This window comes from Bacillus sp. FSL M8-0077 (assembly GCF_038050255.1).
In the GTDB taxonomy this organism is placed as follows: domain Bacteria; phylum Bacillota; class Bacilli; order Bacillales; family Bacillaceae; genus Bacillus; species Bacillus altitudinis.
Window position 1 is genome coordinate 3198415 of sequence record NZ_JBBPAF010000001.1, and the last position, 20496, is coordinate 3218910.

General features: G+C 40.7%; 19 protein-coding genes, 1 other RNA gene and 1 pseudogene. 3 read left to right on the plus strand and 18 right to left on the minus strand.

All coding sequences use genetic code 11. The features are described from left to right. Window positions 1–30: 30 nt before the first annotated feature. The 10 genes from NST57_RS16685 to NST57_RS16730 all read right to left on the minus strand — a co-directional run bounded on the left by NST57_RS16685 (window position 31) and on the right by NST57_RS16730 (window position 10977). On the minus strand, window positions 31–966 hold the full coding sequence (locus tag NST57_RS16685; protein ID WP_142155995.1) for a response regulator: 936 nt from the start codon (window positions 964–966) through the stop codon (window positions 31–33). Next, entirely contained in the window at window positions 963–2279 is a 1317-nt protein-coding gene (locus NST57_RS16690) for an ATP-binding protein (RefSeq protein WP_142155996.1), read from the minus strand. Before NST57_RS16690 ends, NST57_RS16685 begins: the two co-directional genes overlap by 4 nt. Window positions 2280–2396: 117 nt before the next feature. Continuing rightward, window positions 2397–3842 (minus strand): aspartate ammonia-lyase, encoded by a 1446-nt coding sequence (gene aspA, locus NST57_RS16695; RefSeq protein WP_142155997.1) that lies wholly within the window; start codon window positions 3840–3842, stop codon window positions 2397–2399. Between the two features lie 16 nt (window positions 3843–3858). Beyond that, on the minus strand, window positions 3859–5136 hold the full coding sequence (locus tag NST57_RS16700) for a cation:dicarboxylate symporter family transporter (protein WP_142155998.1): 1278 nt from the start codon (window positions 5134–5136) through the stop codon (window positions 3859–3861). A 117-nt stretch (window positions 5137–5253) separates the two neighbouring features. Further along, window positions 5254–5442 carry a hypothetical protein gene (locus NST57_RS16705; RefSeq protein WP_142155999.1) on the minus strand — a complete coding sequence of 63 codons (189 nt, stop codon included), beginning with the start codon at window positions 5440–5442 and terminating at the stop codon, window positions 5254–5256. Beyond that, window positions 5439–7874, minus strand: a complete 2436-nt coding sequence (locus NST57_RS16710; protein ID WP_341298907.1) for a heavy metal translocating P-type ATPase — start codon at window positions 7872–7874, stop codon at window positions 5439–5441. Before NST57_RS16710 ends, NST57_RS16705 begins: the two co-directional genes overlap by 4 nt. A gap of 84 nt (window positions 7875–7958) precedes the next feature. Then, window positions 7959–8165 (minus strand): copper chaperone CopZ, encoded by a 207-nt coding sequence (gene copZ, locus NST57_RS16715; RefSeq protein WP_142156001.1) that lies wholly within the window; start codon window positions 8163–8165, stop codon window positions 7959–7961. Window positions 8166–8248: 83 nt separating this feature from the next. Then, the gene (locus NST57_RS16720; protein ID WP_065461079.1) at window positions 8249–8554 is read right to left on the minus strand and encodes a metal-sensing transcriptional repressor; all 306 of its coding nucleotides are present in this window, start codon (window positions 8552–8554) and stop codon (window positions 8249–8251) included. Window positions 8555–8651: 97 nt separating this feature from the next. Continuing rightward, entirely contained in the window at window positions 8652–9107 is a 456-nt protein-coding gene (locus tag NST57_RS16725; protein ID WP_341298908.1) for a DUF6376 family protein, read from the minus strand. Between the two features lie 277 nt (window positions 9108–9384). Further along, window positions 9385–10977, minus strand: a complete 1593-nt coding sequence (locus NST57_RS16730; protein ID WP_341298909.1) for a histidine kinase N-terminal 7TM domain-containing diguanylate cyclase — start codon at window positions 10975–10977, stop codon at window positions 9385–9387. Between the two features lie 247 nt (window positions 10978–11224). On the opposite strand from NST57_RS16730, the gene NST57_RS16735 reads away from it, so the two are divergent. Continuing rightward, window positions 11225–11464 carry a hypothetical protein gene (locus NST57_RS16735; RefSeq protein WP_341298910.1) on the plus strand — a complete coding sequence of 80 codons (240 nt, stop codon included), beginning with the start codon at window positions 11225–11227 and terminating at the stop codon, window positions 11462–11464. A 228-nt stretch (window positions 11465–11692) separates the two neighbouring features. Continuing rightward, window positions 11693–13048, plus strand: a pseudogene (locus tag NST57_RS16740) (IS1182 family transposase). 285 nt (window positions 13049–13333) lie between these two features. Here NST57_RS16740 and NST57_RS16745 read toward each other — a convergent pair. The 8 genes from NST57_RS16745 to NST57_RS16780 all read right to left on the minus strand — a co-directional run bounded on the left by NST57_RS16745 (window position 13334) and on the right by NST57_RS16780 (window position 19874). After that, on the minus strand, window positions 13334–14167 hold the full coding sequence (locus tag NST57_RS16745) for a hypothetical protein (RefSeq protein WP_341298911.1): 834 nt from the start codon (window positions 14165–14167) through the stop codon (window positions 13334–13336). A gap of 340 nt (window positions 14168–14507) precedes the next feature. Next, window positions 14508–14870: a transfer-messenger RNA gene (ssrA, locus tag NST57_RS16750) on the minus strand. 181 nt (window positions 14871–15051) lie between these two features. Continuing rightward, window positions 15052–15522 (minus strand): SsrA-binding protein SmpB, encoded by a 471-nt coding sequence (gene smpB / locus NST57_RS16755; protein ID WP_157292082.1) that lies wholly within the window; start codon window positions 15520–15522, stop codon window positions 15052–15054. A gap of 139 nt (window positions 15523–15661) precedes the next feature. Beyond that, entirely contained in the window at window positions 15662–18001 is a 2340-nt protein-coding gene (gene rnr / locus NST57_RS16760; RefSeq protein WP_148942830.1) for a ribonuclease R, read from the minus strand. Window positions 18002–18020: 19 nt separating this feature from the next. After that, window positions 18021–18767, minus strand: a complete 747-nt coding sequence (locus NST57_RS16765; protein WP_142156010.1) for an alpha/beta hydrolase — start codon at window positions 18765–18767, stop codon at window positions 18021–18023. 124 nt (window positions 18768–18891) lie between these two features. After that, window positions 18892–19125 (minus strand): preprotein translocase subunit SecG, encoded by a 234-nt coding sequence (gene secG, locus NST57_RS16770; RefSeq protein WP_003212746.1) that lies wholly within the window; start codon window positions 19123–19125, stop codon window positions 18892–18894. Between the two features lie 187 nt (window positions 19126–19312). Next, entirely contained in the window at window positions 19313–19603 is a 291-nt protein-coding gene (locus NST57_RS16775) for an AbrB/MazE/SpoVT family DNA-binding domain-containing protein (RefSeq protein WP_056702767.1), read from the minus strand. Window positions 19604–19640: 37 nt separating this feature from the next. Beyond that, window positions 19641–19874, minus strand: coding sequence for a helix-turn-helix domain-containing protein (locus tag NST57_RS16780; RefSeq protein ID WP_008347669.1), 234 nt, complete (start codon window positions 19872–19874; stop codon window positions 19641–19643). A gap of 154 nt (window positions 19875–20028) precedes the next feature. Here NST57_RS16780 and NST57_RS16785 point away from each other — a divergent pair, with 154 nt between their 5' ends. Continuing rightward, window positions 20029–20433 (plus strand): helix-turn-helix domain-containing protein, encoded by a 405-nt coding sequence (locus tag NST57_RS16785; RefSeq protein ID WP_007500204.1) that lies wholly within the window; start codon window positions 20029–20031, stop codon window positions 20431–20433. Window positions 20434–20496: the final 63 nt, after the last annotated feature.

The following is a 20496-nucleotide window of genomic DNA, read 5'->3' on the forward strand; positions in this document are numbered from 1 at the left end:
GAGAGATTAATAATTGAAAGCATGTCTTTTTTAATCTTCCATAAAAATGCGTTTCGCCTCGTAATAGAGCACCTGTACAAATTTTTTCACATTGATACGGGTATGTTCTTCTCTTCCACTTGTCTCTTTTGTGAGTTCACTCATTTTCTTACGCACAATGGTAAAATCGAAAAATTTTGATGCATAGTTTTCAAAGGTTGGGTGAGAAAAATCGGTTAACCCGAGCGAGGCGATGTGTTTCAATGATTGGTTGATCGCACGTCTTACCCGCTGTTCCGCTGCTTTTGCTTCTCTTGCGATGTCTGCTGATGTAAAAGGTTCGTTTAATTTATCCTCTGTGATGCCAGTGAAAATCACTTTTAATGAAGGAAAAGAGTCGTGCTGATCGGCATGTACCGCTAAATACTGATCTGTGAAAAGAATCATATCTAGTAAATCCTTAGACCCCTTTTCGCCGACAATCCCAAGCTCCGCCAGCAAAAACTGACCTGCCTCTGCAAGACTTTTCCCACGCTGCTTCGTTTTCGTGGTCTGTCCGCGCTGCTGGAACTGCATGACCGATTTGAGCGAATGCTGAATATTTTCAATCGAGTGCTCTAAATGCAGACGTTCAATCATGAGGTGGAGCACACTTAAGACCTCTACCCGATTGATCGGCTTTGTCACATAATACTCGACACCGAGTGTATATGCCTGGCCGATGAGTTCCTTTGTTTCTACCTGTGACAGCATTAAATATTTCCCATGAAATTCATCCTTGATCGCTCGAATCGTCTCAAGTCCGTCCCTTTCCGGCATCAAAAGATCAATACACAAGATATCAATGTGCAAATCATTTAAGTAGCTCGCTGTTACTTCAGCACCATCCTCTGCTTCCCCTGCCACAATGCCAAGCTCTTCATCTTCAATGAGCTGTGCCAGTGAAGAACGAACAGCTTCATCATCATCAACAATAAAAAATCTCATCTCCCATTCCCCTCTTTTCTGCTGACTTGATCAATTGGTATCGTTAAAGTGAACTTCGTTTGTTGATTTGGGACACTCTTCATTTCAACACTTCCGCCAAGCTTCTCGGCTGTGTCTTTCACATAGGAAAGACCGATGCCGCTTGATGGGTTACCGGCTTGGTCGTATTTTAAAGTGAAGCCCGGTTTAAAGATCACATGATGGTTACGCTCTTTAATGCCTGGACCGTTGTCACTGATTTGAAAAATCACATCATTCTCTTTTCGCGAAATGGATAGTGATACTTCTCCATTTACTGGAATCGCTTCAACGGCATTGGATACAATGTTATTTAATAAAGATAGAATGGTATACACATGATAAGCAGGGTGCTGTCCTTCTTCATCATAATGAAAAACGATGTGTTTTTTAAGAGATTCCGCATAATTTTCATGGATACGGATCACAAGTCCAGCGATATGAGCAGGACTTGCATACTCCTGAAAGTTTTCCTCATGAATCAGCTTTGATAAAGCAGAAAAAATCCGCTGATTATCCTTTTTGATTTCGTGTACCTCACCTGCAATTTGCAGGGCTGTTTTTCCGAGTTTTTTCAAATCTAATGATTCCGTATCCTTTGCATGATGCAGAGATTGATACAATTGATATGAAGTAGCTGTAATGTGCTCAGCATGTGCAAGGGTTTTATAAAAATATGTAGATTCCGTATAAAGATTTGACAGCAGCATCAGCAGATGTTCCTTTTCCTTTTTCATTTGGCGTTCTCTCGCCTGTTCTTCGTATAATCGAATCATCGTGTAACAAGCCAATACGAAAAAGCTTCTGAAAATCGCCAATACAAATAGTTGAAACAGCGTTCTCACTGTTAAAATTTCATCAATGGCTCCCCTGAGTGTAATCATTTCAACTACACTTGCGCATAGTTCCATGATGATCCCTGTCGCCCCAATGAGCCAAGGTTTATCACGGAAACGTCTGACCTGTAATACATAAAAAAGCGTACCATAGACGACGTAATACAGCAGGGAAGGAAACCTTAAAGAAACGGCCTCTTCCAGCGCTAGGTTGCCTGTCACAGCGGTATCAAAAAGCACCCGAAATGCAAACACTGATCCCCCCGCAATGATGCCGCTTGCCCATGCCGGGAATTTTTTCATTTGAAGCAGGATAAAGAAAAAGACAACGGTTCCAAAGCTGACACGAAAGCTATCCTCAAATGGATAAAATTTCAGCTCCCCGCCAATCGGTGTCAGTACAATGAGCATCACAATTAAATAAGGCTCTGTATTCAGCCATTTTTTCAGTAGATTCAAACGCAGTCACATCCCTAATAATTGACGATAGTATACTATGTGCGCTTCAGAAAAACAAACAGTCCATGAAAAAACGCACACCGGACATTTGTCGGTGTGCGTTTCTCATGATGCCGCTTAATCTTCTAAACGATCCTTTTCTAAAAGTGATGCGCCAGCAATACCTGGTTTCGTCATTTCAAAAGGATTTAAGATGATATCAAGCTCTTCCTCTGATAACACATCATTTTGCAGACAAAGCTCACGTACAGATACGCCTGTAAGAATTGCTTCTCTGGCAATTCGTGCAGCAGCTTCATAACCAATATGCGGATTGACCGCAGTCATGACACCAGCACTCTTTTCTACATATTCTTTTAATCTAGATTCATCTGCTTTTAGGTCACGCAAGCAGTTGTCTACGAAGGACTCAAATACATTCTTCATAATGCTGAGAGATTGAAGCAGGTTGAACACAAGGACTGGTTCCATCACGTTCAGCTCAAGCTGACCAGCCTCTGATGCAAGGCAGATCGTGTGATCATTACCGATGACTTGGAACGCCACTTGGTTCATCACCTCGGGCATCACTGGGTTGACTTTCCCTGGCATGATGGATGAACCTGGCTGTCTAGGCTGCAAATGAAGCTCACCAAAGCCTGCTCTAGGACCTGAAGCCATCAAACGAATATCGTTTGCCATTTTGGACATATTCATCATACATACTTTAAGTGCAGCTGATACTTCTGTATAAGCATCTGTATTTTGCGTAGCATCGACCAAATCTTCTGCTCCAACTAACGGTAAACCGCTAATGTCAGATAGATAGCCAACCACCTGGCGAATATATTTAGGATCAGCATTCAAGCCTGTTCCGACTGCTGTTGCGCCCATATTGACTTCATATAAATGCTGTCTAGACTGCTTGATCCGTTTAATATCACGAGCAAGAACCTTTGCATAGGCACTAAATTCTTGACCAAGTCTGATTGGAACAGCGTCCTGAAGATGCGTACGTCCCATTTTGATGACATGATCGAATTCTTGCGCTTTTTCTGTCATGACTTGATGCATGTTTTCCATCGTATAAAGTAGTTTTTCAATCATATTCAATGTTGAAATATGAATCGCTGTTGGGAAAACGTCGTTTGTTGACTGCGACATGTTCACATGCGTGTTTGGACTTAGCTCAGTATAAGCGCCTTTTTCCTTTCCTAGTAGTTCAAGCGCTCTGTTTGCAATGACTTCATTGGCATTCATATTCATTGAAGTGCCAGCCCCGCCTTGAATTGGATCGACAATAAATTGATTATTCCATTTTCCTTCAATCACTTCATCTGCGGCTTGAACAATTTTTTCTCCAAGACCAGCATATAGTCGCTGTGTATCCATATTTGCAAGTGCGGCTGCCTTTTTGACAATCCCTAGTGCTTTGATGAGTTCCTCATGAACATGGTAGCCTGTAATTGGAAAGTTCTCTACTGCACGTAATGTCTGAATTCCATAATACGCTTGAGTGTCTACTTCCTTTTCACCTAGAAAGTCTCGTTCGATTCGAACTTGCTTGTCCTGTAGCTTCGTCATTTGAAAAGATCTCCTTTTACGCTGCTTTTGTTTGTTGTTTTAATTCCTCAATATACTTCTTCGATTTCTCTTGATCAAACACTTTTTCCCACTTAGACATGACAATGGCTGCAAGTGAGTTACCAAATACGTTAACAGTTGTACGAACCATGTCAAGGATACGGTCGATCCCAACGATGAAGGCAAGTCCTTCAAGCGGAAGTCCCATTGCTCCAAGTGTTGTGATCACAACAACGATCGATGCACCTGGTACACCAGCCATTCCTTTTGATGTGAGCATTAAAATTAATAGTAACGTAATTTGCTCATAGATGGAAAGAGGCATGCCGTACATTTGTGCAACAAATATGGCGGCAATGGATTGATAGATGGCACTTCCATCTAAGTTAAAGGTATAGCCTGTTGGGATAACGAACGACGTGATCGCTTTCGGGCATCCGAACTTCTCCATCTTGTCCATTAATCTAGGCAATACAGCTTCTGAACTTGCTGTTGAGAATGCAAGAATGATTTCTTCTTTTAAGACTTTAAATAGTGTAAAGACGCTTGTTCCAGCTAATTTAGCGATAATGCCAAGTACAACAATAACGAAGAATGCCATAGTGCCGTAAACGACAAGTACCAGTTTACCTAGCGGGAGAAGCGCTCCGACCCCGAATTTGATCACCGTCACACTGATGAGCGCGAATACACCAAATGGTGCAAACTTCATCACTTTATTGGTCACCCAGAACATCGCTTCGAGTATCCCCTCAAAGAATCCTAACACTGGTTTTCCTTTGTCTCCAACTGCGGCAATACCTAATCCGAATAAGACCGTAAAGAAGATCGTTGGTAATAGATCACCTTCTGCAATGGATTGGAACACGTTTGTTGGCACAAGATGCACAATCGTTTCAGAGAAACTAGCTTTTTCGGCAGAAGATTTAGATGTCTCTTCATATTTAGAGATATCGCCTTTCTCCATGTTGCTCATATCAATTCCTGTACCAGGATGGAAAACGTTTGCTGCAAGCAGTCCAACTGCTAATGCAATCGTTGTCACAATTTCAAAGTAAAGAATTGTTTTCCCACCGAGTCTTCCGATGGTTTTCATATCGCCTACACCTGCAACGGCTACAATCAATGCAGCAATAACAATTGGAAGAACGATCATTTTAATTAAGTGGATGAATATATCGCCAATCGGCGTTAACACATTAATAACGGTTTCATTTTGATAAAACAGTGCTCCTACGACAACACCCAAAACAAGTGCGATGAGTATTTGAGAAGCTAACCCTAACTTTTTCATACGTGGACCCCCTTTTTTTGATAACGCTTTCTTTGTTGCCTAATCGCATCTTAACGATGAACCTACAAAAAACGACAAAAAGGAACAAAAAGAAGTGAATTTTTTATGAAAAATCTTTTAAAAGGTGGGTTTTTCCACAAAAATGTTAAAAAAAGACTTCGCTTTTGGCGAAGTCTCATGTTGCATATGTTCAGCTGGCGGCTCTTGAATTGGAGAAAGTTCGACATAAATCGCATAGCCTATCAGTACAAAGGCTACATAAATCACAGCACTCAACGTCCACACCCATTTGACATTCAGCTTCATTTTGCCACACCCTCTCTGACAGGCTTCAATCGCTGTAATCTTAGTGCGTTCAGCACAACCGAGACAGAACTAAAGGCCATTGCCGCTCCTGCAAGCCATGGCGCCAGGAACCCAAATGCGGCGACTGGTATGCCAATACAATTGTAAGCAAGCGCCCAAAATAGATTCTGTTTAATGTTTCTCATCGTTTTTCTGCTAAATTCAAGTGCATCTGCAATGGCATGGAGATCTCCTGTCATGAGCGTAATATCTGCCGCTTCCATGGCAACATCTGTACCTGTTCCAACGGCCATCCCGATATTTGCTGTTGCAAGGGCAGGGGCATCATTGATGCCGTCTCCAACCATCGCCACTTTTTTTCCTTGTTTCTGAAGCGTTGCAATATGAGCCGCTTTTTCCTCAGGAAGAACTTCAGCGATGACATGATCTATGCCTGCCTCACTCGCAATCGCTTCTGCTGTGCGTTTGTTATCTCCTGTCATCATCACGACGTGAATCCCTTGCTCTTTGAGACGAGCGACTGCTTGAGAAGAAGACGATTTGATCGTATCGGCAACGGCGACAATACCTGCTGGCTCGCGGTCAATGGCAATGAGCATCGCCGTTTTTCCTTGTTCTTCAAGCTCAGTAACAACAGCTTCTAGTGCTTCGCAGCTGATATGATGTTTCTTTAGGAGCTTCCGTGTGCCAATCAAAAGCTCATGCCCTTTAGCTCTTGCTTCAATTCCATGACCAGGATCTGCTTGAAAAGCTTCTACCTCTACCGCTTGGAGCCCCCGGTTCTTCATGCCTTCTGTAATCGCTCTGGCAAGTGGATGCTCTGACTGCTGTTCTGCCGATCCTGCTAACTGTAGTAGCGTATCTTCTGTCCAATTGGCAGACGCGATCACATCTGTAAGACTCGGCTCCCCTTTTGTCACAGTCCCTGTTTTATCTAGCACTACTGTATCTAGTGATTGTGTTACCTCTAAGTGTTCCCCGCCTTTAAACAGAATACCTGATTCAGCTGCCCGGCCGCTGCCTGCCATAATAGAGGTCGGTGTAGCAAGACCAAGCGCACAAGGACATGCAATGACGATCACCGCTATAAAGGTCTCAAGTGCGGCTGTCACATTTCCTGGGTCAACAAAGAAAAACCAAATCAGAAAAGTGAGCACAGCTATTCCTACAACAATGGGGACAAATATCCCTGAAATTTGATCTGCCATTCTTTGAATTGGTGCTTTTGAGCCTTGCGCTTGTTCAACGACCCGAATGATTTGTGAAAGAGCCGTTTCTTTACCTACTTTTGTTGCTTTCACTTTCACAAATCCATTTTTATTGATGGTTGCCCCGATGACTGCATCTCCTGCGGTTTTATCAACTGGCAGACTTTCTCCTGTAATCATCGATTCGTCGATCGCTGTTGTTCCTTCGATGATTTCTCCGTCTACCGGGACTTTTTCACCCGGCTTGACGAACACAAGATCATTCACTTTCACTTCAGAAATAGGAACGGTCATTTCTTTCCCATCTCGCTCTATCACAGCTTCTTTCGCTTGTAAGCCCATCAGTTTTTGAATCGCTTCTGATGATCTCCCTTTAGCTCTTGCTTCCATTAACTTTCCGAGCACAATCAACGTAATCAGCACGGCACTCGTTTCATAATAGAGGGCCGCTTCATGTGTGCCTTGAACCGTTGACTGAATACTTTCATATAAACTATAGAAAAAAGCAGCCGATGTCCCTAGTGCCACAAGAACATCCATATTGGCACTTTTATTTTTCAACGCTTTATAAGCACCTACATAAAAAGGCCAACCGACAATGAACTGGACGGGCGCTGCTAATGCGAGCTGAACCCATGGATTCATAAGCGCTTCTGGCAGCCAAATAAACGATGTGAAAGAAAAATGGCTGACCATTGCCCAAAGAAGAGGCAATGACAAGATCATCGAGAACAAAAAGCGTGCCGTTTGTTTCTCAATCGCTGCTTGACGATGGTCTTTTTTCCCTTCCTCTACATGCTCTTCGGCTGGTTCGATTAATGAATACCCAATGGATGTCACAGCTTCTTTTATATCACTTGGAGATATTTGCCCAGGATGATACGTCACCTGAAGTGTCTCAAGCGCAAAGTTCACTGACCCTTGATCAATACCATCCATCCGGTTAACTTTTTTCTCAATTCGGTTTGCACAAGCCGCACACGTCATTCCCTCTATATCAAATTCGGCTTGCTCCATTACCACATCGTAGCCAATAGATTGAATTTTTTGTTTCAGATCATCTGCTGTTAGTTGCTCTGTTTCATAAACAATATGGGATGTTTCAAGTGCTAAGTTCACACTGGCGTCGTCCACACCTTCCAGCCTGTTCAAGCCCTTTTCAATACGGCCTGCACAAGCGGCGCATGTCATCCCTGTAATTTGAAAGTCAATTTCTTTTTTCATTTATCTCACCTCTCCTTATACTCCACGGGGGTATTGTTATTGTTAAAAAAATACGTGCTGTCTTATGCAGCACGTCTGTTCATTTTATACGACATCATATCCCTGTTCTTCAATGACATCAGAGATCCGGTGTAACGTGATTTGATCTGGGTGAAAGGAAACCTCCACCTGACCCTTATCTAAATGGACTTTCACAGATTCAACACCTGCTAATTCTCCTACATTTCCTTCGACTGCTTTCACGCAATGTCCGCAAGACATGCCTTGCACTTGTAGTGTTGCTTGTTCCACTTCTCATCGCCTCCATCAATCATTTTCTATTCTTACTATACCCTAGTAGGGTATCAATGTAAACATAAATGATCCGCTTTTTGCTAAGATTTTGTCAGCTTCGTAAAGACATTCATTAACTCCTCAATGGCTTCATCCCCATTACCGCTCTTAATGGCATCCGCTACACAATGATGTGTATGCTTTTCCATTAATTGAAGACTCACTTTTTTTAAAGCTGCATTGACAGCAGAAATTTGATTCACGACATCTATACAGTAACGATCGTTTTCAATCATTTGCTGAATCCCTCGCACTTGACCTTCCACTCGTTTTAAGCGGTTGATTAATTGATCTTTTTCCTTCTCGGCTCTAGGCGAAGCGATATGTCTTTCTTCTTGTTCTGTCATCTGATCACCTTTTTTCTATCATACTTGTCTTACATTCAATTAAAGCATATCTTCACCTGAAAAGGCAAAGATATGCTGAGACCACTGTTTGTTTATCCTAGTTTGTTAACTGTTCAATATCTTGCAAAAGGTGGACGGATTGCTGAAGCTGCTTCATGAGGCCTTGCTGATCCTCTAAAATAGCTGCAGCATCGAAGTTGTCCATTTTTAATTGCTGTAAATAGGTTTGAATGTCATCTGACAGCACTTTATTTTTCTCCATGATTTGTGCATGCAGGTCTTTTGCTATTGATGGTGCTGTGAGTTCATTAAATTCTTGAATGTCTGCTTTCAATGATTCAAGCTGCTGCGTCAAATCTGCTCTTTTGGCAGCATCTTGTACAGCTTCTTCTGCAAGCTGTGGAAATTCCTCTGTGAATTGCTGAATATCCGTCACATACTCATTTGCCTCTGTGACATATGTCGTTGTATCGTTCACTTGATCTAGCAGTCCAGAACATCCACTTAACAAAAACGTACCGGTAAATAGAAACGCCATCACATATTGTTTCAAGATCCATCATCCTTTCATCTGCTACGTTGAAATCCCTCATTTGTCCAGCTCCCAACCACACAGATGCAAAAAGACCTTAAAAAAAGCCAGACCTTTGCCTCAAGTGTGATAGGCAAAGGTCTGGCTAACATGTTCATGCCGGAATGGCCGAGAAACAACGGATGTTTCTGTAATGACGACCAAACCGTAAAAGCTACTCCCCTTTAGGAAACCGTTCAAATGTTATGTTTATCATATCGAATGTCAGGACAACCGTCAATGAAAAGCTAGCGGCAAGTCAATTCTTCTCTTCATAAAGCATATAGTCTGCTCCAGTTGACGCATAAATCCGGTTGCGTCCTTGGCGTTTTGACATATACAAGGCTTGGTCCGCTTCAAATAGAAGAGTTTCTAATACATTTGGATCATAAGCTGTGTGAGCAATTCCAAAGCTCGCTGTCACTCGCACTTTTTCCTCATCATTCTCAAAGAAACTCATCTCAAACGAATGTCTAATTCGCTCCGCAATATGACATGCCTCTTCAAAAGAATGATGCGGTAGACAAATAGCAAACTCTTCTCCGCCATATCGTCCGAATAAATCGTCCATTTGTAAATGCTGCTGACAAATGGTGACAACATGACGCAGTGCCTCGTCACCAATATGATGTCCGTGCGTGTCATTGATTTGTTTAAAGAAATCAATATCAAACAGCATAACAGCCGTATCCTGCGCATCCTCTTCTAGGATCATCTGCGTTCGTTCAATGAATGAAGACCGATTGAAGATATTCGTCAATCCATCAATATATGCACGGCGCTCCAGCTCTTCCTGCAATAAACGCTGCTCTGTTACATCACTGATCACAATTTGCCTGCCCTCAATCTCTCCTCTTCTATTAAATAGGGACGATGCGGTCAAGTGATAATAGCTGGAATGATCTTTTTCATTTTTCAACATTAGATCATATTGCGAATGATCCTGCGGAGAACGCAGCCATTGAATGAAGTCATTATCTTTGATGATCCCTGAGAATATATCGTCTATTTTAAAACCAATCCCCTTTTTATTAGAAAGGGCTGGAATGATCGATGCAGCAGCGGGGTTGTAATCGATGAGTGTTCGGTACCGATCTAAAATGAGAACCCCTTCAGACATATGCTCAAACACACGCTCCATCGCAATGGGAGAGAGCTTAAAGAGCTGGAACGACATAATCGCCCATAAGTAGAGCGCATTGGTTAAAAACATCACCACAGGGACCGGGTCAATATGAAGAGGTGTCACACCTAATAAATAGATAAAAGATGTCGTAATTGGCAGTAACATGCCCACTAGCAAAATAAGGATCTGCTTTAGATATTCCTTTTTTGTGACACGCAAAAACCAAACCAGCATAAAAATAGCGAGCATCGAACAGCCAAATGTATAGACGCCATGAATGATATACCAATAGCCAATCGTAAAGTCAGCCAATAAAAATCCGTCTACTGGATTCATCGTAATGCTTCGATAAAAGAGTGAATGAAAAGAGTTGGTGAACACCATAATGGTGGTGAGAGTTGGAATCAGTAAGATGAGAAGCACGCGGCGCTTTGTGAAATATTGATGGAATCCCGTAAATTGCAGCACAATCATCAGACTGAATGGCGCGATGAACGGAAGGCCTATGTATTGAAAACAAACCCAGAACATAATCTCCCTAGGTGTACTTGCCAATAATTCAAACGTGTGCCCAAAGATATAAATCGCAGTTGCTCCAGACATGTACATAAACAATTGACAGCCAATATACCGGTGGCGGTTCGCATGAGCAATGATTGATAATATCACGGACAGAATGCCAGAAACACTCATGATCACAATAAAATGTAAAACAATCGAATCCATGTAAACGCCCCAATTTCAGTTATTTAGAACTAGTCTAATCTTACTATATATGAGGAAGTCACAAATGGGAAGATGTGATTTTGAATTGGTTGGGGGTTTTTTGTAAAGTTTCGGTCAACTTTTGTCCAAGAGACCTTATATTTCCGCTACTTTTTGCTTAATTTGAGGGAGAGATATGTTGCGTTCGGAGAAATATCTGTACAATGTGGGGATTGGGAAATCAATGAAGAGGAGGCTTGCAAGGTATATGACTTTTTTGATTATAATGGCGGGGCTGTTTATGCTGATTCTTTTGGAGAAGCCTTTTGAGAAGAGAGCATCTGGATTGATATTTTTGGTGAGTTATTTACTGCTGATTGCGATTTATGTGATTCAGACAACGTTTGTGGAACTTGTGCCGGATGGATTTTTGATGTTGATTGCCGTGATTGTCGTTTTTCCTTTGTTTGTTCGGTTGGTGGTGCCTTCTCAAAAGACACGTTCTTGAAAACTATACAAAATTGAGAATATGTTAGTACTTATTTTGTCAGTTTAATTATAAGTTGAATAGAAAGCTAATTAATATTTAAATGTAAAAGATCACTTAAATTATATTCAATTGAATTACCTTACAAAAAAATAAGCAAGCAGAAGCTTGCTTATTTCAGCTTGTAGACAAAGTCTACAGGCTTTTTTGTATAATAAGGGTAATAACACTAATCTGTGGGGGATAAATATGTTATCGAAACGTGAAGAAGAAAGACGAAATCAATTAGAAGTAGTGGCTTTAGATGAATTAGTGCCTCAAGATCATCTTGTACGGAAAATAGATCAAGCAATCGATTTTGACTTCATTTATGATCTTGTCAAAGATCATTATAGTTCCGACAATGGTAGACCAAGTGTTGATCCTGTTGTTCTCATTAAGATGGTCTTAATCCAATATCTATTTGGTATTCGCTCTATGCGTCAAACCATTAAAGAAATTGAAACTAACGTGGCTTATCGTTGGTTTATTGGATATGGGTTTTCGGAGAAAATCCCGCACTTTTCTACCTTCGGTAAAAACTACGTGAGACGCTTCCATAATACAGATTTATTTGAACAAATTTTTTATCGAATCTTAAGAGAAGCGATGAAAAAAGGGTTCGTTGACCCTTCAATTGCCTTCATTGATTCCACTCATGTCAAGGCGAATGCCAATAAGAAGAGACTTGAAAAGAAAGTCGTTCGAGTAGAGACGAGAAGTTATCAAAATCAGCTCCATGAGGAGATCAATATTGATCGTGAAGAACATGGAAAAAAGCCCTTACCCCTACAGAATAAAGAAGAAACAAAAGAAGTTAAAGTTAGCACGACTGACCCAGAAAGTGGCTACTATGTAAAGGATGAACGTGAAAAGTCATTTGCTTATTCATTTCATACAGCTTGTGATTCAAAAGGATTTATTTTAGGCTCGTTGGTCACAGGCGGAAATGTTCATGATAGTCGTATGTTGGATTCACTCGTATCAGAGGTATCAGAGAAAGTCGGAAAACCAAATGTAGTCGCAGTAGATGCGGGATATAAAACACCTTATCTCGCTAAGTTTTTAATGGATCAAGAGATAAGACCTGTCATGCCTTACACTCGTCCATGAACAAAAGCTGGTTATTTGAAAAAGAGTGAATACGTATATGATGCATATTTTGATTGTTACATTTGCCCCAACGGGCAAATTCTCTCCTATCGTACAACGACTAGAGAAGGCTATAAGCAATATGCGTCTGATTCAGAGATATGTAAGTCCTGCTCGTATTTAGATAACTGTACACAAAGTCAAAAACACACCAAACAAATTCATCGGCATATTTGGCAGGACTATCTAGATGAAGCAGACCATCTGAGACTGACACAAATGAATAAAGACATTTATGCAAAACGGAAAGAAACAATAGAACGCGTTTTTGCGGATGCAAAAGAAAAGCATGGTATGCGTTGGACGAAACTTCGTGGACTCAAAAAAGTTTCAATGCAGGCGATGCTTACTTTCGCTGCCATGAATCTCAAAAAGCTAGCAAACTGGACATGGAAAGGACCATGTCCAGCCTAAGACAACAGATAAATTTTATCAAAATCAGTGAAAACCCCACTTTTACTTTAAGTAAAAGTGGGGTTTGTCTACGGTCTGAAATAAGCAAGCAGAAGCTTGCTTATTTTTCATAATCACTTATTAGTAAATAACTTATCAATAATGTTAATAGCAATAAGACAAATAGGAAGTGCAATGATAATGTACAAAAAGTTTTTTGGTACAAACATATTGTAATAATAGAAAAATACACTGATAAAGAGAATCATAACAGCATACTTCATTATACTTTTCACAAAATTCCTCCTAATAAATATCCACCCAACCATTATTAGGGCGTTTATCCCTTTTATCCAATTGTTTAGCAATTTGGGTTCCAATATCCAAATAATTTAGTGCAATTGCGACAGCAACACCAATAGAAACCGCTAATTTTTTAGCTCCCCACGCCTTTAATCTACTTGTTACGGTTTTAGTGAATATTCTTTTAGCTTCTGCTTTGCCTTTTTTAATAATAAATGATTGTATAACACCAACGCCACCCCCGACAGCAAAACCAATTACAGCATTGAAAACTGCACCTGCAAACCTAACAGATACACCAACCTTTATACCTGATAATTTTTTCTTTTTAGCAGCTTCAACTTCTTTAACGCCAAATGAAGAAGCAAATACCTCTTTAGCAAATGCTAAATTCTCATTTTCAAATAGAGTTGAATCATTTATTTCTTCCACTAACTCTTCTTGTGCTGCTGACAAATCATTATATGTATCAGATTCTTTATCGAAGAAATTTGTTAATTCTTTTTTAAATATTTCCCTCTCACTAACATTTGCAAGCTCTGTTTGTTCTTCTACTATTTTATCAAAAAGTTGCCTCTCATCTTTCGTCATTTCATCTATCGAAGGCATATTTCTAACCTCTTCTTCAAGGTCGAACTCTTCAGATAAAACTTCCCTACTCAATTTAACATCATTTGAATTTATACCCTCTACTGTTTCACCTACTAGAACCCCCTCTAACACAGGTTGTTCCTCATTATCTGACTCTGCAAAACTAGTTAGAGTAGATAATGAACTAATCGTAAAGATAATTACTGTCAAAATTGATACTCTCTTAAAAAATACATTCATCGACACCTTTACAAATACCTCCTATAAAAGTTAAATTAAAACACATAAAGTTTATTTTAACATAAAAATGACAAAAAATAGTATAATATTCTCTAGATAAATAAATATTTAATAAATATAATCGAATTTCCAATTCTAAATACCTGCAAAAATGCCAAATAATAATTTAGGTTATAATACTACGGAATAAAAAAAAGACGCTTAAAATAGCGTCTTTTTTATTCTTAAAGTTTTTAATAAAATCCTTTTGTGTTAACCAATCGTTTAGAACACCATGTTGCCAAAATGTTGCCAGTCCCGTATCAAGGGCTTTCAAACCCTTGATGCGACTGCATTCTAAAAGTTTTGATGGAGACGGTGGGAGTCGAACCCACGTCCAGAGACATCGATTACTTAAGCGTCTACGAGCGTAGTCAACATATTTCGTGTTCACTCATCCTCATGCCTGCTGACGGGCGCTTGGAGAGCTAGTCTGATGGATCTCTTCTTACGTCCTCAGACGAAAACGTAAGCGTAGCCTACTTCATTGGGCTCCTCACAGACACATAGGCGATGTCAGGAAGAGCTCGCTGCGCTTATTAGGCAGCTAGTGCTAAGTTTTGGTTAAAACTTTTAGTTTTGCCAGTTACATTTAGGTGCGTGTTAACGAGATCGCCTCTCGGCTCGCAGCCTAAGCTCGAACCATCCCTGTCGAATCCGTAACGTCCCCTTGTAAAAGGGATATACGGGATGGAAACGTTCTTTCGCTTAACTGCTTCCGTATATGACTATTATAACAATCTCATCGCTCGAAACAACTGGTGGTTTCTGTAAAAAAACGACGATGATTGTTTACTGCATAACATATTGTAGCATAATGCTTCCGCTCTCAGCAAGCCATCTGCATGCTTCTAGAATTGCTTTTGCCGGTCACGGAAAGCACGTTCGATTTCACGTTTCGCATCTTTTTTCTTCAGATCTTCACGTTTATCATATTTCTTCTTCCCTTTACCGACTCCAATTAGCACTTTGGCAAAGCCATTTTTCAAATAGAGTTTAATGGGAACAAGTGAGTAGCCCTCTTCCTTTGTCGCACCAACCAACTTGCTGATTTGCTTGCGATGAAGCAGCAGCTTTCTCGTTCTGAGTGGATCATGGTTATAACGGTTCCCCTGCTCGTATGGGCTCACGTGCATGTTGTGAAGAAACACTTCTCCTCTCTCGATTTTGGCAAAGGAATCTTTTAAATTCACTTTTCCTGCTCGAATGGATTTGATTTCAGTTCCTTGTAATACAAGGCCGGCTTCGTATGTTTCTTCTATAAAATAATCATGATTAGCTTTTTTGTTTTGGGAAACAACCTTTCCCTCTCCCTTTGGCATTGGCGTACACCCTCCTTTTGACACAGACACGGTCCAAATCGTACGGATTATTTTATCAAACAATCCAGCTTTCGACAATGCTGATGCCACGTGGTCAAAAAGCAAATAGAGCGTGATGCCCTATTTGCTTTTTGTCACGTTACTTTTTCTTTTTGCGCTTTTGTTTCGGTGCGTTATCAAATACGCGTTTTTTCTTTTTCTTCTTTTTACGACCTGTGAACCAGTCGCCGCCTTTATCATCTTTTGCCTTATCCCCAGACGAATTTTGACCTCCTCGTCCTTTTTTGGCTGGTGGATCTGTCCGTTTTTTGAACTTGAAGTCTTTTGGTGATTTACGGCGAGTGCCTTTCATCCCGACGATTTCAAAATCAATGGAATGCTCATCTTTATTCACACTCACCACTTTGACAGTGATTTCGTCACCGATGCGATATACATTCCCTGTCCGCTCACCGATCATGGCAAAGTGCTGTTCATCAAAACGATAGTAATCGTCTGTCATGTAGCTCACATGGACAAGGCCTTCTATCGTATTCGGCAGTTCAACGAATAGTCCGAAATTCGTGACAGAACTAATCATTCCATCAAACTCTTCACCGATTTTATCAAGCATAAACTCTGCCTTTTTCAGGTCATCTGTTTCGCGCTCAGCATCAACAGAGCGGCGCTCCATTGTAGATGCATGATCTGCGATTTCTGGCAGCAACTGCCCCCACTTTTCAAGGGTCGCTTCGTCTGTCTTTTTCTGAATCAAATAGGTTCTAATCAGTCTATGCACGATTAAATCCGGGTAACGGCGGATCGGCGATGTGAAGTGTGTATAGAATTCCGTTGATAATCCAAAATGGCCAATGCTTTCTGGATCATACTTCGCCTGTTTCATCGAGCGAAGCATCACAGTTTGAATCACGACTTCTTCCGGCTGATCACGGACGGCATCAAGTACACTTTGAAGTGCACGCGGGTGAATATTCGTTGACGTTCCTTTGACAATGTAACCAAATGTCGTCACGAACTCTAAAAAGCGCTGAAGCTTCTCAGGATTTGGTTCTTCGTGAATTCGGTAAATGAACGGAACATTCATCCAGTGGAAATGCTCGGCAACTGTTTCGTTTGCAACCAGCATGAATTCTTCAATTAACTTTTCGGCAACGGAACGTTCACGAATGACTACGTCTTTCGCTGCTCCTTCATCATCTACAAGCACTTTTGCTTCCTTGAAGTCAAAGTCGACTGCTCCACGCTCCATTCGCTTGTCACGCAGAATTTCTGCAAGCTTCTCCATCTCTTGGAACATTGGTACTAACGGCTCGTATTTGTCTAAAAGCTCTTCGTCTTGGTCAACTAAAATCTTATTTACATCGGAATAGGTCATTCTTTCCGTCGTTTTGATCACGCTTTGGAAAATTTCGTGTTTGACGACCTTCCCATTTCGATCAATGATCATTTCACAAGAGAGTGTGAGACGATCAACCTTCGGATTCAATGAGCAAATGCCATTTGACAGGCGATGAGGAATCATTGGAATAACACGGTCGACAAGATACACACTCGTTCCGCGCTCATAGGCTTCCTGATCAATTGGAGAGTTTTCCGTTACATAATGAGAGACATCCGCAATATGCACACCTAGTTTGTATTTACCGTCATCCAGCTTTTGCACAGTAACCGCATCGTCCAAGTCCTTTGCGTCTGCACCATCAATGGTCACAATCGTTTCGTTGCGCAGATCACGTCTGCCCTCTAAGTCTTTTTCATCGATCGTTTCAGGTGTGTCTACTGCTTGCTGGAGCGCTTCTTCTGGAAACTCCCCTGGTAGACCGTGTTTATGAATAATCGACAAAATATCGATGCCAGGGTCATTTTTGTGACCAAGGATTTCCGTCACTTCACCTTCTGCGCTCATTCTACCTTCTGGATAACTTGTCAGTGTGACAACGACTTTATGACCTTCAACCGCTCCGTTTTTAGCGGATTTTGGAATGAAGATATCGTTTGTGATTTTTTTATCATCAGGAATGACAAAACCAAAACTTTTCGTTTCTGTATAGGTACCGACAACCGTCTGAGTATTACGCTCCAGAATACGGATGACCGTTCCTTCTTTTTTGGTGCCATTTGATTTGTGGCTGACACGAACCATGACGGTGTCGCCATTCATTGCTGTGCCTAGCTCATTTGGCGGAATGAAAATATCATCCTGTCCAAACTCTTCTGGTGTCACAAATGCAAATCCTTTTGCATGAGCAGACAGCTTCCCTTTTACCAAGTTCATTTTTTCCGGTACACCATAGCGGTCGCTGCGGGTACGGACGATAAGCCCCTGATCCTCTAATATCACAAGTGCTTTGACGAGCTCTTTATAATCATCTGGATTGGTAATTTCCATCATGACTTCTAATTCCTGTACCGTTAATGGTTTGTACGCCTCTTCTTGCATAAACGCAAGTAATTCATCCATAAATTCTTCTTTTTGCACACTCTAACCCCCTATATATTTAAATTGACCAATCGAGTGATTCTAAGAATGCATATACATCCTGATGAACCTTCTCCCGCTCTTTATCAAGCGTGATGACATGGCCCGATTCTTCATACCACTTTAAATGTTTTTCATCTGTCTCTACTTCGTTATAAATAATGTTTGCACTGTCTGTATTAATCATATGATCATGACGTGCCTGAACAACAAAAGTAGGTGAATAAATCATATCAACATTGTTTCTGACATCTGCAATGAGTTCTTGCAGGCCTTTGAGCGTACCCATCGGTGTTTTCTTGAATTCTTCCATCTCTTGCTCAATTTGATCCTCTGACTTACCCTCGAATTTTTTATAGTTACGGGCATAATCTAGTACACCCTGGTACATGACTTCTTCACTTTTTATGTACATAGGTGCACACATAGGTACAATTCCCTTTACAGGTACAGTGTAACCTAATTTTAATGAAAAAACTCCTCCGAGGGATAGTCCGCAGACTGCAATTTCCTCATAACCTTCGTCTTTTAAAAATTGATAGCCTTCTTCTACATCCTTCCACCAATCTGCCGGACCTGTATGAACAAGCTCCTCTGGCGGCACACCGTGTCCTTTATATTGAGGTGCATGGCATGTATAGCCTCTTTCATTCAAATAGCGTCCAAGCATGCGAACATCGGCTGTATTCCCAGTAAAACCGTGAAGAAGAAGCACCGCCTTTTCTCCACCTTTAAACGTAAATGGTTTTGGTGTAACAACTTTCATGATGTGACTTCCTTTCCTTCTGATATGGTTTATATTTTCCACTTGTATGTATGAAACAAACACAAAAGAGTGCTGATAATAAAAAAAGGTCTGAAAAAAGATCAGACCTTCTGTTACTCGCGCCTTACACGCCTAAATATGCCAATGCAAGTGTTAAGATGAAGAAAAGCACTGACAAAATGACAGTTAATCGGTGAAGAATCAAGTCAAGACCTCTCGCTTTTTGCTTACCGAAAAGCTGCTCGGCTCCACCTGAAATAGCGCCTGACAGTCCTGCACTTTTACTTGATTGTAATAATACAACGATGATAAGTGCGATACTGACAATTACGAGTAATGTGATAACAAATGCGTGCATGAAAACACCTCCAGACAAACTGGTACACATAACTTTATTTTACATGAAAACAAGGTGCATGTCACGAAACATCAAAATAAAGATTTCCTATATATTGTCGACTTTATTTGTCATTTTGATTCAATTTCGCTCCAAGGGATTGTATGCAGCATTTTTTATATGCAATTTTTGAGGTTAAAAAACGTTTTTAGCGAGTTGCTTCTTCTTTTAAGAGCTGTTTTAATTCTACTAACAGCCGTTCAGCTCCTTCAGGACTCAGCACGACGTTGCCATTTCCATAGCTTTTGTTGAATTTCGTTATCTTGCCAGTTAATAAGCAGCTCTTATCTGCATCATATTTTTTCAGCATAATGGTTTGATCTTCAATGAAAATTTCTAATAGCTGCTCTTCTTTTATATTGAGTACCTTTCGCATTTCTGAAGGCAGAACAATTCTGCCAAGCGAATCAATGTGTCTTACCATTCCAGTTCTTTTCAATGAAGCCGCCTCCTTTATGATGATACGATGATTTCATTCATTGACTTTTGTCAACATCTTCATAGTAAAATAAATCTTCAAATTTTTTATCAAAGTAATGAATCATTTTGCCAATGACAAGCTGTCCTGGTTTCCGGTGACCATTCAATACCCTGCTGAGTGTGGCAGGAGAAATGCCAATTTCATCTGCGAGCTGATTTAAAGACATATCGTTTTCGATCATATACTGCATCACAAAAGCCCGCCTAATCTGAATCTTTTCGACCATCATCACAACCTCCTATAGGATCAATATGTACAACATGTAGGACTCTCACATCTCCCAGATCCATTAACTTATGTCAACACTTTTACGCCCTTTCTATTTCCTTTGGTCAATGATCATACTAAAATAAGTCATATACTGAAATGTGAGGTTCGATGACATGAATCACTTTGGTGAACAATTACGCATTTTAAGAGAGAATAGAAAGATGTCTGTCAATCAACTCGCCATGTATTCAGGCGTAAGCGCTGCCGGTATTTCTCGGATTGAGAATGGAAAGCGTGGTGTGCCAAAGCCTTTAACCATAAAAAAATTAGCACGCGCTTTGAAGGTGCCTTATGAGGATTTAATGCTGCTTGCCGGTTATATTGAACAGGAAAAAGTGCATGAAATGAAACCGAAATATGAATCCATATTAAAAATCTATCAAACGGCGCTTCAAAAGGATGTAGAACATCTCCCTATTTTCGATGGAGACCAATGGGAAACACTCACCGCACAAGACATCAGCCAGCTGAATCAATACTTTCTCACGCTCATTAACCAAAAAAAGGCGAACAAATAGCGGGGCATAAACATAAGATACATCCACCATTAACTAATGTCAATATTTTCATGGTGCACTTAT

What these genes read in the sequence shown, in the direction of transcription:
- NST57_RS16685 (WP_142155995.1), bottom strand. Translation starts at nt 966, where the DNA reads ATGAGATTTTTTATTGTTGATGATGATGAAGCTGTTCGTTCTTCACTG.
- aspA (WP_142155997.1), bottom strand. Translation starts at nt 3,842, where the DNA reads ATGACGAAGCTACAGGACAAGCAAGTTCGAATCGAACGAGACTTTCTA.
- NST57_RS16700 (WP_142155998.1), bottom strand. Translation starts at nt 5,136, where the DNA reads ATGAAAAAGTTAGGGTTAGCTTCTCAAATACTCATCGCACTTGTTTTG.
- NST57_RS16705 (WP_142155999.1), bottom strand. Translation starts at nt 5,442, where the DNA reads ATGAAGCTGAATGTCAAATGGGTGTGGACGTTGAGTGCTGTGATTTAT.
- NST57_RS16710 (WP_341298907.1), bottom strand. Translation starts at nt 7,874, where the DNA reads ATGAAAAAAGAAATTGACTTTCAAATTACAGGGATGACATGCGCCGCT.
- NST57_RS16720 (WP_065461079.1), bottom strand. Translation starts at nt 8,554, where the DNA reads ATGACAGAACAAGAAGAAAGACATATCGCTTCGCCTAGAGCCGAGAAG.
- NST57_RS16730 (WP_341298909.1), bottom strand. Translation starts at nt 10,977, where the DNA reads ATGGATTCGATTGTTTTACATTTTATTGTGATCATGAGTGTTTCTGGC.
- NST57_RS16735 (WP_341298910.1), top strand. Translation starts at nt 11,225, where the DNA reads ATGACTTTTTTGATTATAATGGCGGGGCTGTTTATGCTGATTCTTTTG.
- smpB (WP_157292082.1), bottom strand. Translation starts at nt 15,522, where the DNA reads ATGCCAAAGGGAGAGGGAAAGGTTGTTTCCCAAAACAAAAAAGCTAAT.
- NST57_RS16765 (WP_142156010.1), bottom strand. Translation starts at nt 18,767, where the DNA reads ATGAAAGTTGTTACACCAAAACCATTTACGTTTAAAGGTGGAGAAAAG.
- secG (WP_003212746.1), bottom strand. Translation starts at nt 19,125, where the DNA reads ATGCACGCATTTGTTATCACATTACTCGTAATTGTCAGTATCGCACTT.
- NST57_RS16780 (WP_008347669.1), bottom strand. Translation starts at nt 19,874, where the DNA reads ATGATGGTCGAAAAGATTCAGATTAGGCGGGCTTTTGTGATGCAGTAT.
- NST57_RS16785 (WP_007500204.1), top strand. Translation starts at nt 20,029, where the DNA reads ATGAATCACTTTGGTGAACAATTACGCATTTTAAGAGAGAATAGAAAG.